15 protein-coding genes are annotated in these 14983 nt (G+C 70.0%); 10 read left to right on the top strand and 5 right to left on the bottom strand.

From position 1 onward, the window contains the following. Nucleotides 1-70: 70 nt before the first annotated feature. The 4 genes from M3195_RS01865 (at nt 71) to M3195_RS01850 (ending at nt 2686) form a co-directional block, all read left to right on the top strand. Complete coding sequence (locus M3195_RS01865) at nt 71-577, top strand: GNAT family N-acetyltransferase (RefSeq protein ID WP_251584663.1); 507 nt, start codon at nt 71-73, stop codon at nt 575-577. Nucleotides 578-667: 90 nt separating this feature from the next. Continuing rightward, nucleotides 668-1864 (top strand): MFS transporter, encoded by a 1197-nt coding sequence (locus M3195_RS01860; RefSeq protein WP_251584661.1) that lies wholly within the window; start codon nt 668-670, stop codon nt 1862-1864. 37 nt (nt 1865-1901) lie between these two features. Continuing rightward, nucleotides 1902-2372 (top strand): SRPBCC family protein, encoded by a 471-nt coding sequence (locus M3195_RS01855; protein WP_251584659.1) that lies wholly within the window; start codon nt 1902-1904, stop codon nt 2370-2372. Between the two features lie 11 nt (nt 2373-2383). Beyond that, complete coding sequence (locus M3195_RS01850; protein WP_251584657.1) at nt 2384-2686, top strand: ArsR/SmtB family transcription factor; 303 nt, start codon at nt 2384-2386, stop codon at nt 2684-2686. 5 nt (nt 2687-2691) lie between these two features. Here the strand turns inward: M3195_RS01850 and M3195_RS01845 are convergent, their stop codons facing one another. The 4 genes from M3195_RS01845 to M3195_RS01830 all read right to left on the bottom strand — a co-directional run bounded on the left by M3195_RS01845 (nt 2692) and on the right by M3195_RS01830 (nt 6848). Next, nucleotides 2692-3078 carry a VOC family protein gene (locus M3195_RS01845; protein ID WP_251584655.1) on the bottom strand — a complete coding sequence of 129 codons (387 nt, stop codon included), beginning with the start codon at nt 3076-3078 and terminating at the stop codon, nt 2692-2694. 56 nt (nt 3079-3134) lie between these two features. Beyond that, the gene (locus M3195_RS01840; protein WP_251584653.1) at nt 3135-4358 is read right to left on the bottom strand and encodes an FAD-dependent oxidoreductase; all 1224 of its coding nucleotides are present in this window, start codon (nt 4356-4358) and stop codon (nt 3135-3137) included. 89 nt (nt 4359-4447) lie between these two features. After that, nucleotides 4448-5884, bottom strand: coding sequence for a carboxylesterase/lipase family protein (locus M3195_RS01835; protein ID WP_251584651.1), 1437 nt, complete (start codon nt 5882-5884; stop codon nt 4448-4450). A 19-nt stretch (nt 5885-5903) separates the two neighbouring features. Further along, nucleotides 5904-6848, bottom strand: coding sequence for an alpha/beta hydrolase (locus M3195_RS01830; RefSeq protein ID WP_251584649.1), 945 nt, complete (start codon nt 6846-6848; stop codon nt 5904-5906). Nucleotides 6849-7003: 155 nt separating this feature from the next. Between M3195_RS01830 and M3195_RS01825 the strand changes: the two genes are divergently transcribed. The 5 genes from M3195_RS01825 to M3195_RS01805 are packed head-to-tail and all read left to right on the top strand — an operon-like array spanning nt 7004 to nt 13191. Beyond that, the gene (locus M3195_RS01825; RefSeq protein WP_251584648.1) at nt 7004-8578 is read left to right on the top strand and encodes an ABC transporter substrate-binding protein; all 1575 of its coding nucleotides are present in this window, start codon (nt 7004-7006) and stop codon (nt 8576-8578) included. Further along, on the top strand, nt 8578-9567 hold the full coding sequence (locus M3195_RS01820; protein WP_251584647.1) for an ABC transporter permease: 990 nt from the start codon (nt 8578-8580) through the stop codon (nt 9565-9567). The genes M3195_RS01825 and M3195_RS01820 overlap by 1 nt, the downstream gene beginning before the upstream one ends. Further along, the gene (locus M3195_RS01815; protein WP_251584645.1) at nt 9564-11405 is read left to right on the top strand and encodes a dipeptide/oligopeptide/nickel ABC transporter permease/ATP-binding protein; all 1842 of its coding nucleotides are present in this window, start codon (nt 9564-9566) and stop codon (nt 11403-11405) included. Before M3195_RS01820 ends, M3195_RS01815 begins: the two co-directional genes overlap by 4 nt. Beyond that, nucleotides 11402-12238: an ATP-binding cassette domain-containing protein gene (locus M3195_RS01810; RefSeq protein WP_251584643.1), complete on the top strand. Its 837-nt coding sequence runs from the start codon at nt 11402-11404 to the stop codon at nt 12236-12238. The genes M3195_RS01815 and M3195_RS01810 overlap by 4 nt, the downstream gene beginning before the upstream one ends. Continuing rightward, nucleotides 12235-13191, top strand: a complete 957-nt coding sequence (locus tag M3195_RS01805; protein ID WP_251584642.1) for an alpha/beta hydrolase — start codon at nt 12235-12237, stop codon at nt 13189-13191. The genes M3195_RS01810 and M3195_RS01805 overlap by 4 nt, the downstream gene beginning before the upstream one ends. Here the strand turns inward: M3195_RS01805 and M3195_RS01800 are convergent. Further along, nucleotides 13182-14189 (bottom strand): LacI family DNA-binding transcriptional regulator, encoded by a 1008-nt coding sequence (locus tag M3195_RS01800; RefSeq protein WP_251584641.1) that lies wholly within the window; start codon nt 14187-14189, stop codon nt 13182-13184. The genes M3195_RS01805 and M3195_RS01800 overlap by 10 nt on opposite strands. 200 nt (nt 14190-14389) lie before the next feature. Here M3195_RS01800 and M3195_RS01795 point away from each other — a divergent pair, with 200 nt between their 5' ends. Next, entirely contained in the window at nt 14390-14968 is a 579-nt protein-coding gene (locus M3195_RS01795; protein ID WP_251584640.1) for a dihydrofolate reductase family protein, read from the top strand. Nucleotides 14969-14983: the final 15 nt, after the last annotated feature.

The raw sequence follows: 14983 nt of genomic DNA, 5'->3' as shown, positions 1-14983 counted from the left end.
CGAAACGCGCTACATTCCTCGAACCGCCACCCTGCGGCATCCGCACCACTCTCTACCCGAAAGAGACCCGATGAACGACGAACCCCGCGCGTACCGCATCCGCACGGCGACGCCTGACGATGCGCCCCGCATCGCGGAGCTGCTGCACGACTTCAACACCGAGTTCGACACCGCCACTCCGGGGGTCGAGGTGCTCACGCGCAGGCTGCGCACCCTGCTCGCGGGGCCGTCGACGTTCGCGGTTCTCGGCGGCGAGCCGGCGATCGGGGTCGCGTTGGTGACGCTGCGTCCGAACGTGTGGTCGGCGGGACCGGTCGCGCTTCTCGACGAGATGTACGTGGCGCCGGAGGAGCGCGGCGGCGGCATCGGCGGCGAGATCCTGCGCGTGATGGTCGAGGCGTGCCAGCGGCTGGGCGTCGCGGAGATCGAGATCAACGTCGACGAGTCGGATGCCGACACGATGCGCTTCTACGAGGCCCACGGCTTCAGCAACGGCGACCCCGACACGGGGGAGAAGGCGTTCTACTTCTACCGCTCGCTCGCGCCGGACTCCGGAGCGAATGAGGCCGGTCAGTAGTCCGGATGAACCGGACCTGACTGCAACATTGCTGTTGCACTTCCGCTCGCAACCTGCAACACTCGGATTGCACATAGCGAGAGGAAGCTCATGCCTGCCACGCCGAAGATCACGCGCCCCCACGCGGTGCTCGCCGTCCTCTTCGCCGGCGCGTTCGTGATGGGCTGCGCCGAGATGCTCGTCGTCGGCATGATCGATCTCATCGCCGACGACCTCGCGGTCTCGCTGTCGAACGCCGGAGCGCTGGTCACGGCGAACGCGCTCGGGCTCGCGATCGGTGGTCCCGTGCTGACCTTCCTGACCACCCGCTTCGATCGACGGCATGTGCTCATCGCCGCGAGCGCGGTCTTCCTCGTCGCGAACCTGCTGCCCGCGACCATCGCCGACTATCCGGTGTTCCTCGTCGCTCGCGTCGTCATCGGCGCGGTGCAGGGCCTGTTCATCGCGGCCGCCATGATCACCGCGACAGCGGTCACCCCACCTGAGCGCGCCGGTCGCGCGATGGCCGTGGTCATCTCCGGATTCGCCACAGCGAGCGCCCTCGGCCTTCCGCTCGGAACCCTGCTCGGGCGGGCGATCGGCTGGCGCGGAGCGTTCGTCGCCGTCGTGCTCGCAGCGCTCGTCGTGCTGGTCCTGGTGATCGTCCTGCTCCCCTCGATCCCGACGGCGAGTGGCAGCCGCGCGATCGGACAGGCCCGACACGCGTTCGCTCCGCGGGTGCTCGCCGTGCTCGCGGTGAGCGTCCTCACTTTCGCGGGCATGCAGGCGGCGATCACGTACCTCGTGCCGTTTCTCGACCAGGTCACGGGCGTCGAGGGCGGGATCGTCACGGCGTACCTGCTCCTCTACGGCGTCGCCACCACCGTCGGCTCGGTACTCGGCGGACGCTTCGCCGATGCGAATGCACCGCGGATGCTCGTGATCGGCGCGGCCGGAGTGGCGGCGTCGCTCGGGCTGATGCTTGCCTTCGGCGGTAGTCCATGGATCGCGGTGCTCGCCGTGCTCGGCATCGGGCTGATGGGCATGGCGACGACGCCGTCGCTGCAGCATCGGGTGGTGGGGCTCGCGGGTGTCGGAGGGCCGCTCGCGGCATCCCTGCCGGCATCGGCGGTGAACGTCGGCATCGCGCTCGGAGCGTTCGCCGGCGGGGTTGCGATCGACATCGCCGGGGTTACGCTCGCGGTCGTCACCGGCCTCGGCATCGCGATCATCGCCATCGTCGCGGCGTGGGCGACGAGTCTCCTCCGGGTTCCGATCGCGGAACCTGCATCCCTCGCCTCGCGGTGAGTCGCAGCATCCTCTCGAAAGGAACATCATGGACAGCATGACCAACGACAGCGCATCCGTCATCGACGAGGGTCGGTTCTCGGTGCGGCGGACGATCCGCATCGACGCCCCGATCGAGAAGGTTTGGGCCGCGGTGACGCATCCCGGGCATATCTCGCGGTGGTTCGGTCGGGCGGAGTTCGACGGATCCAGCGTCGGCGCGACCGGAACTCTGACATTCGACGACTACGGAGCGATTCCGCTGCGCATCGAGGCGATCGACGAGCCGCGGCTCGTGTCGTACCGCTGGAGCAACGACGACGCGAGCGGAAGTCTGCCGCCCGAGGTCGATGAGCGCTCGACCGTGTTCACTTTCACACTCGAGCCCCTCGACGGAGGCACCCGGCTGACGGTGGTGGAGACCGGGTTCGACGCGACGTCGGATCCGGCCGCCAACATGGAGAGCCACCGCCAGGGGTGGGACAGCGAGCTCGACAAGCTCGTCGCGCTGGTCGAGCGCGGCGCATGACGATGCAGGCCATGGTGGCCGTATTCGCGGCGCTCGGCGACGAGACGCGGTGGAGCATCCTCGCGGCGCTCGGCGAGGGCGATGCGTCGGCGTCGGCGCTCGCGGGGAAGCTGCCGGTGACGCGTCAGGCGATCGCGCGGCACCTCGTCGTGCTGCAGGGGGTCGGTCTCGTCGAGCCGGTGAAGGTCGGGCGCGAGGTGCAGTTCCGGGTGGTCGGCTCGGAGCTGCGATCGACCGCCAAGCACCTCGATGCTGTCGGCGTCGCGTGGGATCGCCGTCTCGCCGCGATCAAGGAGATCGCAGAAGGGCTGTAGGCGGATCAGTCGGGGCTCGGGCGCGCCCACCCCGTCCAGTCCGGCCGGTCGACGATGCAGAACCGGTTGCCCTCCGGATCCTGCATGATCACGTAGTCGGCGTCATCGGGACGCCCGTCCCACGGAACCATGGTCGCCCCGAGATCGGAGAGGCGGCGCACCTCGGCATCCTGATCCTCGGCGTAGATGTCGAGGTGGATGCGCGGCGGCAGCACCCGCTCCGAGTGATGCGCGTCGAGGGCGATGCACGGCGCGTCGGCATCGCGCGGCTTCAGCACGACCCAGTCGTCGGATGCCGGGTCACGCTCGACGTAGTCGAGGGCGGCCTTCCAGAACTCGGCCTGCGCGGGCAGGTCGTCCACGCGGATCACGAGCGACACGATCTTCAGCATGCGGGACAGGCTAGGGCGGAGGACGGATGCCGCGACAGGCCCTTGCGTGCCTCCGATCAGTCGTCGCGAGTCCCGCGCACCCTGAGTCGGTACAAGGCCGCCCCGACCGCCCCGGCGACCCCGAGAGCCGGACCCGCCACGAGCTGCGCGAGTGGATGCCGCAGGGCGGTGATCACGCGCACCGGCCCGAGCGATTCCAGGATGGCAGGACGGGCCCACTCGTTCACGCGCGACTGATACCGCGCCACAGCGACGTCGATGTCAGCCTCGGCGATCAGGGCGTCGGCGAGTGCGCCGGCCGAGCGGATGGCGGTCGATCCCGCTCGCCCGCCCGTCGGCGGCATCGCGTGCACGGCGTCCCCGATGGCGGTGATGCGGCACGGTGACCACGGGAAGCGCGGCTCAGAGGGGTCCGCCGCGCGGAAGGAGAACGCGGCGGTGCGATCGGCCGCGGAGGCCGCGATGGCATCTTGCAGCCACGGGTGCCATCGGCGGACCAGCACGGATGCCGTCGCCGCCAGCTCCTCCGGGTCGGCATCGCGCACGTCGGGCAGCGCATCCCGTCGCGCGATGAGACCCCAGACGAGCGACGGCGGGCCGACGGCATCCGCGAGGTCTGCCGGAGGCGACGAGAGTCCGCGCGAGGTCAGCGACAGGAACATCCCTGTGCCGAAACGGTCGACCGCGAGGGCCGGACCGTGGTCGAGGTAGCGCGGGAACCGCGGCGCTCGACCGAGCGGAGTCGATCCCGCGATGCCGACGAGTCCGGTGTCGGCGCTCGTCTCCGGAGCGAGCCTCCGCAGGGTCGCCGAGCGCGCGCCGTCCGCCGCCACCACGAGGTCGCCGTCGATCCGGGTGCCGTCGGTCAGTGTCACCGACGCGCCCTCGGCGTGCGCCTCGGCCGAGGTCACGGTCGACGCGAAGCGGATGCTGTCGCCCAGCCCTTCGGCGAGGATCTGCCGCAGGGCGCGGCGCTGGCACAGCATCCTGTCCTGTCCCGGCGGCTCCGGTGCGACGACGATCGGGCGCAGGCGTGAGTCGGCGATGGTGAACTGCGAGAACGTGCGCGGGCCGTCGGACACCGAGCGGATGCGGTCGACGAGCCGCGCCGGAACGTGCTGCTCCACCACGGCGACGGCTTCGGGCGTGAGGGCGATGCGGTAGCCGCCGGTGTCGCCGGGGTGCGCGTCGCGGTCGACGACGACGACCTCGGCGTGGTCGCGCAGGGCGTGGGCGAGCACGAGTCCGCCGAGACCTGCTCCGCTCACGATGACGCGCATGGCATCACTCTGCCTGAGCCTCAGACAGAAGTCACTGGCTGGCTGCGTACGCCCCGGTCGTTGAGCGAGCGAAGCGAGACGAGACGCGGTCAGCCCGCCGCCGTACCCCCGCCGCCGAACACCCGCGGCCGGGCGACGCCGTCGCTCCGCTCCCACTCCGGATCACCGGTGCGGATGAATGCAGTGAATGCGCCGTGCATGTCGTCGGCGAGCGCCTGCGGCGCGGCCTCGAAGTACCGGCGCGCCTCCTCGCCGAGAAGCCCGACGGTGTCCAGCGCGTCGGCGCTGAACGGCAGGTCGATGCCGTGCACGGCCCCGGCGGGCTCCGAGGGCACGTGCCAGCGGAACTCGTAGAGCCACGACGGCCCCGGCCGCTCCGTGACGAAGCGCCTCGTCGGCCCGCGGAAGCTCCAGTCCGTCCAGGCCGCTTCGTTGACGAGGTCGGCGTCGCTGAGGGCGCGCTCTCCCGATGCGTACGCCGCACGCGTCGCCGCGTCGATGCCGAGGGCACGTCGCAGTCCGCGCCGCGCCAGGCCGCGCAGCAGGGGCATCGAGGTGAGCGCCTGGATGAAGCCGATCGTCTCGTTCTGCACGGTCCCGGTGAGCAGGGGAACCGTGGACCGGGCCGCGGTCGCCGAGGGCATCTCGGGCAGCATCGCCGTGCCGTGCACCGCTCGGAACGGGGTGATCATGAGTGATTCGGGGTCTCCGCGCAGCAGCCCGAAGGCGAAGCGGGTGGCCAGCTTCTGCGCGGCCGCGACCGTCCGGTCCAGCGGCACATCCCCCAGGGCGTCGATGGTCGGAGCGACCCGCAGTCCGCGAGCCACCTGGCGCGTCTGCCGCTCGGCGGTGTCGATGCTCATCGAGCCGATCGTCGACCCGCTCTGCGCGATCGCCCGGTGGAAAAGGCCCTCCGACGCCGGCATCGCGAGATGCGTGAAGACGCTCACTCCCCCCGCGGACTGCCCCATGATCGTGACGCGGTCGGGATCGCCGCCGAAGGTCGCGATGTTGCGCTGCACCCATTCGAGCGCGGCGATCTGATCGCGCAGCCCGAGGTTGTCATGCCCCTCGCCGAGGTGGAGGAAGCCGTCGATCCCGAGGCGGTAGTTGATGCTGACGTGGACGATCCCGTCGCGGGCGAATGCCCGCCCTGAGTAGAGCGGCAGCGACCCGGCCCCCGAGACGTACCCGCCGCCGTGGATGTGCACGACGACCGGAAGCCGCGTGGCGCCGAGCTCCGGCGTCCAGATGTCGAGACTCAGACAGTCCTCGCCGGTATCGGTCGGCGCGTATATCGGCGCCCATGGATCGGATGCGGGCGGTGTCGGCTGCGGGGCGGCGACCCCGGAGCGTGTCGCGTCCCGAACGCCGTCCCACGACGTGGCTCTCGCCGGTGGACGGAAGCGGTTCGCTCCGAACGGAGGGGCCGCGTAGGGGATGCCGCGGAAGACGTGCAGGGCGTCGGAGGTCGTGCCGCGCACCTCACCGCTCTCGGTGCGGACGGTCGGGCTCATCTGCGTCATGGATCCCATCGCTCCTGCCTCAGCCGCGAAGAAGGTCGACCACGGTGCGCTCCCACTCCTGCGCTCCTGCGACGTCCTTCGTATAGGCCAGACTCCCATGAGTCATGCCCGTGAAGTGGTGCAGTGTCGCCGGTGTCCCGTGCTCCTGCAGCGCCGCGGCGTACGCTTCGCCATCACCCCGGAAGACATCGACCTCCGCGACGAGGACATGCGCGTCGGGCAGCCCTGACAGATCGGGCGCGAAGAGGGGAGACGCGGTAGGGGCCGTCGGATCCGCTCCCGCGAGGTAGTTGTCGGCGAGCTCGCGCATCATGGGCACCATCGTCGACTCATCGAGGCCGAGGTCTCGCGCGACCTCCAGCGAGAGGTGGCCGCCGGTCAGATCGGAGACGGGCACTTCGAGGATCTGACGACGGATCGGGATACCGTCGCCGTCGCGGTTCATCAGCGCGAGAACCGCCGCGATGTCTCCTCCCGCCGACATCCCGCCGATCGAGACCGCGGCCGGGTCGATGCCGAGTGCGTCGGCCTGCTCCGTCATCCAGTGCAGCACCGCCGCAGCCTGCGCGAGCGCGATCGGGTACGGCTCCTCGGGCGCGAGCGCGTAGTCGGGCGCGACGATCACGGTGCCGGCCTTCGCCGCGCGGCTGCGCAGCACGGCGTCGACGCTCGGGAAGTGCAGGCCGCCCTGGCGGAAAGCGCCTCCGAAGAAGAACAGGTACCCGCCGGCGGCCGATTCGCTCTCCGGCGTGTAGACGTGCACCGTCACGTCGTCTCTTCCGGGTACCGGCACCGTCTCGGTCCGCACGTCCACCGGCGGGGGCGAGGCGACGAGCGGCAACACGATCTCCTCGTCGATCCGAAGCGCGAGGGCGCGCTGCTCGGTGGGTGACGACACCGGCGTGGACGACATCAGGGCGTACGCGCGGGTATCGGCCTCGGTGATGATCGGGTCGAGCGGCATCGTGTCTCCTTCGACGAATGGCTTGCAGCCATCCCACCATATCGAAGTGCTTCGAACAAGCACTTGACAGAATGTCGAGACGCGGGTTTCATGAACACACCCACCTTCATCCGGAAGGTCGCGACAGCGCTCCCGCGCTCAGAAGGGCACCGACAATGTCGTCACAGCACACCTCGCGCACGCGCCGACTGCTGGCTTTCGCCGCCGCGGCCGCCGCGCTCGCCGCCACTCTCACCGCCTGCGCGCCGCCCGCCGGTGGGCCGAACGGATTCGACGGGGCACCGCCCGAACTGCGGATCGCCATGCAGGCGGGGCCCGGCACCCTCGACCCTGCCCTGATCAACCAGGCGGCCCAGTGGTACGTCGATCTCGCCTACAGCCCGCTGATCCAGGCGGCCTCCGACGGCACGCTGCGCCCGGGACTCGCGACCGACTGGGGGTACGTCGGTGAAGGGAACACGACCTTCCGTCTCACCCTGCGCGAGGGAGTCACGTTCGCCGACGGCAGCGACCTCACTGCGGAGGGCGTGAAGAAGCACCTCGAGTACGTCAAGGGCGCGGGCGGTCAGATGTCGGGGGTCCTCGCGACGCTCGAGTCCATCGACACCCCCGACGACCTCACCGTGGAGCTCACGTTCAGCGAGGGCAACCCCGAGCTGCCGCGTTACTTCTCGCAGAGCGGTGTCGGCATCGCCGACGTCATCAGTCCGACCGGACTCGAGAACGCCGACGACCTCGGAACCATGACCGCCGGAGCGGGCCCCTACGTGCTCGATGCGCAGGCGACGATCGCGAACGACACCTACGTCTACGTCCCGAACGAGAACTACTGGGATGAGGAGAACGTTCACTGGAGCAAGGTGACGATCAAGGTCATCCCGAACCTCAGCTCCACCCTCAACGCCATGAAGTCGGGCCAGATCGACTTCACGACGGGCGACTACACGACGGCATCCGAGGCCGAGAAGGCCGGACTGCAGGTGCACTTCGTCCCGAATGTGTTCTCCGGGCTCAATCTGCTCGATCGCGACGGCGCTCTCGTTCCGGCTCTCGGCGACCAGCGCGTGCGCCAGGCCATCAACTACGCCATCGACCGAGAGGCGATCGTCGACGCGCTCTACGGCGAGTGGGGGTCCGCCACCACGCAGACCACGCACGGCGTCGGCTACGTCGAGTCGCTCGACGACGCGTATCCGTACGACCCCGAGAAGGCGAAGCAGCTGCTCGCTGAGGCCGGGTACGCCGACGGGTTCACCCTCCCGGTCGTGTCCGCTCCGTTCTTCAACGGCGACACGATGGTGCAGGCCATCGCGGGCCAGCTGCGCGAGGTGGGCATCACGATCCAGGCCGACAGCAAGGCCGACGTCAACGAGTACGTGACGAAGATGGCCTCGGGCGAGTACCCCGCCGCGTGGATCGGCTTCGGCACTCTGCCGATGTTCGTCGAGTACCAGCAGCTGTACGGACCGACGGCGCTCTTCAACGCCTTCAAGTCGACGGATGCCGAGCTCACGAGCCTCTCGGAGCAGCTCGCGGTGGCAGAGACCGACCAGGTGAAAGAGCTCAGCGAGCAGATCGAGACGCGCCTTGTCGACCTCGCCTGGTACGCGCCGGTTGCCTGGGCCCCGCTCGGTCAGTACGCGACCGACGCGATCGATCCCGAGGCGGTCGCGTCGACCACCGGCGAGAACCCGATCGTCGCGATCGTGGACCTCGAGCCGGCGAGCTGATGAGCGTCACCTTCACGGCCGCGCCGTCTCGTCAGCGCGGCGGGCTCTTCGCCCGCCGCCTGGCGAGGTGGCTGGCCACCTCCCTCCTCCTGCTCTTCGTCGTCTCAGTGCTCACCTTCGTGCTCGTCTCGCTCGCCCCCGGCGACGCCGCCCGCACGATCCTCGGCCAGACCGGAACGCAGGAGCAGTACCTGGCCCTGCGCGATCAGCTCGGCCTCGATGATCCGCTGATCGAGCGGTACGGTCAGTGGCTGGGCGCGGCGGTGCAGGGCGACCTCGGGTCGTCGATCTTCAGCAACCAGTCTGTGTCGTCCCTCATCGGGTCACGGCTGGGCGTTACCCTGTCATTGGTCGCGGGCAGCCTGCTGTTCTCGGTCGTCGTGGGAGTCGCTCTGGGCGTCGCCGGCGCTCGCAGCCACGGGCCGATCGGTCGGGCTATCGACGTCGTCGCTCTCGTAGGGGTCTCCATTCCCACCTTCTGGCTGGGATTCCTGCTCGTGTCTGTCTTCGCGGTCGCCCTGCCGCTGTTCCCCGCGACCGGCTACATCGACTTCGGGTATTGGCCGTTCGGGTGGTTCCTCAGCCTCGTGCTCCCGGTGCTCACCCTCGGCATCGGCGGCGTGGCCGTGATCGCGAAGCAGACCCGCGACGCGATGCGCACCCAGCTGGACCGCGAGTTCGTCACGGCCATGCGGGCGCAGGGACTCAGCGAGCGCTCGATCGTCTACCGGCATGTGCTACGGAACGCGGCGATCCCGGTGACCACGGTCATCGGTCTGATGATGATCGGTCTGTTCAGCGGCACCGTGCTCGTCGAGAACGTCTTCGCCCTCCCGGGCCTGGGCGGTCTCGTCGTCGAGGCGACCTCCCGCCACGACATCCCCGTCGTCCAGGGCGTCGCGCTCACCTTCGCGCTGTTCGTCGTGGTGACCAACCTTCTCATCGACGTCCTCTCCGGCATCCTCGACCCGAAGGCGAGAACCGCATGACCTCTCTCCGCGCCTTCCTGCGCAACCCTCTCGCCGTCGTCGCCCTCGGGTTCATCGTCGTGGTCGTCCTGGCGTGCGCCTTCGCGAACCTCGTCGCCCCGTACGGACCGCTCGTTCAGGATCTCGCCAGCGCGAATCAGCTGCCCTCCGCGGCGCACTGGCTGGGCACAGACACGCTCGGCCGCGACATCCTCTCCCGGCTTCTGCACGGCGGACAGACGACGCTGGTGGGCACCCTGATCGCAACGGTCGTCTTCGTCATCCTCGGTGTGCCGCTCGGGCTCGTCGCCGGCTATCGACGCGGATGGATCGACACGCTCCTCAGCCGCACCGTCGAGATCCTCTTCGCCGTTCCGGTGATCGTGATCCTTCTCGTCGTGCTCTCCGTGTTCAGCACGAGCATCGTGGCGGCGATGATCACCCTCGGCATCCTGGGATTCGGCAGCGTCTTCCGAGTCGTGCGGGCGACGACGATCGCCGCGTCCGCGGAGCTCTATGTGCGGGCGGCGCGTGCCTCCGGCCTGCGCCCGGCCGCGATCGTCGCCGGTCACATCCTCCCGAACCTCGCCGGGCCCGTGACGGTGCAGGTCACGCTCTTCGCCGCGAGCGCCGTGCTGGTCGAAAGCGGCCTCGCCTTCCTCGGATTCTCCGTCGCGCCGCCGGCGCCGAGCTGGGGGGCGATGGTGAAGGATGCCGCGGCGAACCTCACCAGCAACCCCTGGGAGCTCGTGCCGCCCGGTCTGCTGATCGCGCTGTTCGTGCTCGCCCTGGGGATCGTCGGCGACGGCGCCCGCGATGCGGTGACGCAGCGCGGCTCGGCGCCGACGCGGACGAAGGCCGGCCGTCAGGAGCCGATTCGCGAGACGACACCGCACGATCCCGACGCATTGCTGAGCGTGCGCGGGCTCACGGTCGCTTTCGGCAGCACCGTCGTCGTGCGCGATGTCGGGTTCGACGTCGCGCCGGGCGAGGTGGTGGGCATCGTCGGCGAGTCGGGCAGCGGCAAGTCGGTCACAGGTCGCGCGGTGCTGGGGCTGCTCGCCCGGGGCGGGCGCATCGTCGCCGGCAGCGTGCGGTTCCAGGGCGCCGACGTCACGCGCGGCCTTGCGCGGCGTCGGGGTTCCGGCATCGGGCTGATCCCGCAGGAGCCGATGAACACTCTCGACCCGGTGTTCACCATCGGCTCGCAGCTGAGGGAGGCCGTGCGCACCAACGACAGGAGCGACCGTCGGGCCACCGAGGCGCGCATGATCGAGCTGCTCGGACTGGTCGGTCTTCCCCACGCGGCGGATGTCGCGCGCATGTACCCGCACGAACTCTCCGGCGGCATGGCACAGCGCGTCGGCATCGCGCTCGCCCTCGCGAGCCGGCCGTCCCTGCTCATCGCCGACGAGCCGACGACCGCGCTCGATGTCACCGTGCAGCGCCAGATCCTGGACCTGCTCGCCGACCTGCGTGAGCGGCTGGGTACGTCGATCGTGCTCGTGACCCACGACTGGGGCGTGCTGGCCGATCTGTGCGATCGCGCCCTGGTCATGTACGCGGGAGAGCTCGTCGAGCAGGCCGACATCGTCGATCTGTTCGCCGAACCCCTGCATCCCTATACGCGCGCTCTCATCGCGGCGAACCCGCAGACCGCCACTCCCGGCGAGCCGCTGCCGGTGATACCCGGGCAGGTGCCGGAGCCGGCGCACTGGCCGGTCGGGTGCCATTTCGCCGACCGCTGCCCGCTCGTCACGGACGCCTGCCGGGCGGGCGCGATCCCGCTCGTCGTGCCGGAGGACGAGCGCGAGAGCCGCTGCATCCGGACCCACGAGCTGAAGGCGGTGCACGCATGACCATCCGCGATTCGGAGCCCCTGCTCACGATCGAGCACCTCGTCGTCGACTACCGGGGGCGCAGACGATCGCTCCCCGTGCGCGCGAGCGACGACGTCTCGCTGAGCATTGAAGCGGGTGAGACTCTCGGCCTCGTCGGCGAGAGCGGCTCGGGCAAGTCGACGATCGGCAACGCCGTGCTCGGGTTCACCCCCGTCTCGGGCGGCCGCATCGCCTTCGCGGGCGAGGACATCACGCAGGTGGGGGCAGCACGGCGCCGGCAGCTCACCAAAGACATCCAGGTGATCTTCCAGAACCCGTACGCGTCGCTTAACCCCGCGCTGACGATCGGGCAGACGCTCAGCGAGCCGCTGCGCGCGCACGGCATCGCGACGGATGCCGCCGATCGCCGCGCCCGGATCGAGCGCTGGCTCGACGTCGTGGGGCTGCCCGCGGCCGCGGCGCAGAAGTACCCCTCCGACTTCTCGGGCGGCCAGCGGCAGCGCATCGCGATCGCCCGGGCACTGCTCGTCGAGCCGCGGCTCGTGGTGTGCGACGAGGCGGTGAGCGCACTCGACCTCTCGATCCAGGCGCAGATCCTCAACCTGCTGGCCGAGCTGCAGCAGCGCACCGGGGTCAGCTACCTCTTCATCACGCACGACCTCGCCGTCGTCGAGCACGTCGCGCACCGGCTCGCCGTGCTGCATTACGGCCGCGTCGTCGAGTCCGGCGCCACTGCCGACGTGCTCGCGTCGCCGCAGAACGACTACACCCGGAATCTTCTCGATGCCGTGCCCTCCCCCGACCCGGTCGTGCAACGCGCCCGCCGATCCCGAAAGACCCTCCTCCGATGACCCTCACCTCGCCTGCGCTCGACCCGACCATCCGCGTCTGGCAGAGCCGTATCGCCGACGTCTCGGACACCCATGACCCGGATGCCGACGAGCGCACCCGCTCGCGCTTACTCAGCGACCGCCTCTTCGCGGAGTTCGGGGAGATCCCGTCGCCCGCCGCGCGCACGACGCACCGGATCGCGACCGAGTCGGGCGACCTGCGCATCGACGAGTACCGGCCGGCCGGGGCGATCGGCGAACTGCCCGCCTACCTCGTGTTGCACGGCGGTGCATTCCGACTGGGCGACCTCGACGAACTCATCAACGTCGCGTTCTGCAGCAACCGGGCGGTGGAGGCGGAGTACGCGGTCTTCTGCCCCGACTACGCCCTCGCCCCGATGAGGCCGCATCCGGCCGCATCGCTCGACGCCAGGGCCGCCCTGTCGTGGCTTCGCGAGCACAGCGCCGAACTGCGGATCGACCCGACCCGCATCGTCGTCGGCGGGGTCTCGGCGGGCGGTGCGCTCGCGGCATCCCTCTGCCTCTGGGCCCGTGACAACGGAGTGCCGGTGCGCGGACAGCTGCTCGAGGTGCCCGTCGTGGATCTCTCCGACGACGCCCCCTGGCTGCCGGAGTACGGCGAGCTCAACGGGTTGCCGTCGGTCGCCGACCTGCGTGCCGGATACGTGAGCGAGCAGGATGCCGAGTCGCCCGCGGTGTCGCCCCTTCGCGGAGATCTGCGCGGTCTGCCGACGACGCACGTGATGACCGCGGAGTTCGACCCGCTGCGGGCGGGCGGCGAAGCGCTCGTGGAGCGATTGGCCGCGGCGGGGAACCGCGTGACCGGCACCCGGCACCTGGGGTCGCTGCACGGCACGCAGTCGTTGCTGCAGGGGTATCGCGGTGCGCGGCTCTGGCACCGCGAGGTCGTCTCGGTGCTCCGGGACTTCGCGGAGCGCCCGGCTCAGCTCTGAGGGGCAGGCCCCGACGATCCGCGCGCGCGGAACATCAGCGGCAGCTCGACCTGGGTCGGGGCGGCGTCCGGGTGCGCGATCATCTCGCGCAGAAGACGGATCGCCTCGCGGCCGCTCTCACGCAGCGGGTTCGCGACCGTCGACAGGTCGAGCGCGGCGGCGGAATCGTCGTCGTCGTACCCGATGATCGACACGTCGCCGGGCACGTGCAGCCCCGCCTCGCGTGCCGCTCCCAGCACGCTGAGGGCGACGAGGTCGCGGTGTGCGAAGACGGCGGTCGGCCGCCAGTCCGCGCCGTCGCCCCAGTACTCGGCGATCACCTCGCGTCCGGCCGACGGCGTGCGGCTGATCGTGATCTCGCGCACCGCGTCGTCGCCCATGACCGAGCGCAATCCGTCGACGCGCTGCTGCGCCGGGGAGTCGTCGAGGAACGACGTCTCCGTCTCGCGCACGAACACGACGCGGCGGTGTCCGCCCGCGAGCAGGCGGGCGCCGACCAGCTGTCCGCCGCCGAGGTCGTCGACCCAGACGCTGGAGAGCAGCGGATGCTTCTGATCGACCAGCACGGTCGGCAGCCGGGTGGCGAGGCGCTCGGCCGCGGCATCCTGCAGGGGGATGCCCATGATGATCAGGCCGTCGACGTGCCCGCGCACCGGCAGAGTGTCGAGCAGCGGGGAGTCGGAGGTCGCGATGTCTTCGTGATCGAACACCACGAACTGCGTGCCGTCGTCGCCCAGGGCTTCCATCGCTCCGGCCATGCGCTCCGCGAAGCTCGGGTACGACGAGAACGGCGCGACCATGGCGATCCGGCCGACACCGGCCTTGGCCCGGGCGATCGCGCGCTCCTTCGGCACGAAACCCAGTTCGTCGGCGGCGGCGAGCACGAGTGTGCGGGTCTTGGCGCTGACGCGGGCCGGGTGGTTGATGGCCAGGGAGACCGTCGAGATGCTCACGCCGGCGCGGCTGGCGACCTCGTAGATGGTCGCGGGATTCGACATGGGTCCTCGTCTCGAAGTGCTTCGAATCGATCATGCCACTTCGATGGAGTCTGTGCCTGGCTCTCGGTCGTTGAGTGAGCGAAGCGAGGCCCCGCCTCTCGGTCGTTGAGCGAGCGAAGCGAGACGAAACGCGGTGCCCTCCACGAGGCGTACTCTGTACCGCATCCGACCCGCACTTCGCGCATCAAGGGAGCAGCGCCATGAGACCACTGCGGTACGCCATCAATGTCACGCTCGACGGCTGCGTGCATCACGAGGCCGGCGTCGCTCCCGACGACGAGCTGATGCGCTTTTGGACCGATCAGATGCACAACTCGGATGCCGAGCTCTACGGCCGCGTGACGTTCGAGATGATGCGGGAGGCGTGGAAGCGTCCGGATGACGGGGTCTGGCCCGACCGGATGGATGCGGGGGAGCAGGAGTTCGCCGACACCCTCGACCGGGCGAGGAAGTACGTCGTCTCGGGCACGCTCGAATCGGTGGACTGGAACGCAGAGCTCGTGCGAGGCGACCTCGGCGATGCCGTCCGGCGGCTGAAGGAGCAGCCGGGCAAGGGTTTGTCGGTCGGCGGACTCGTGCTGTCGACCGCGCTCACGGATCTGGGACTGATCGACGAGTACATCTTCGTCGTGCATCCGATCGTCGCTGGGCACGGTCCGTACCTGCTCGATGGGCTACGAGAGCGGGTGCGGCTTGAGCCGGTGAGTCGGCGCGAGTTCGGGTCTGGCGCCGTGGCTCAGGTCTACCGTCGGGCGGACACCGCCCTTTTAGGGTCTTGATCGGCTTGAGTGGCG

Source organism: Microbacterium hydrocarbonoxydans (assembly GCF_023715885.1).
Classification (GTDB): Bacteria; Actinomycetota; Actinomycetes; order Actinomycetales; family Microbacteriaceae; genus Microbacterium; species Microbacterium hydrocarbonoxydans_C.
Note: the sequence above shows the minus strand (reverse complement) of the source record. Positions and strands in the feature narration are given on the sequence as shown.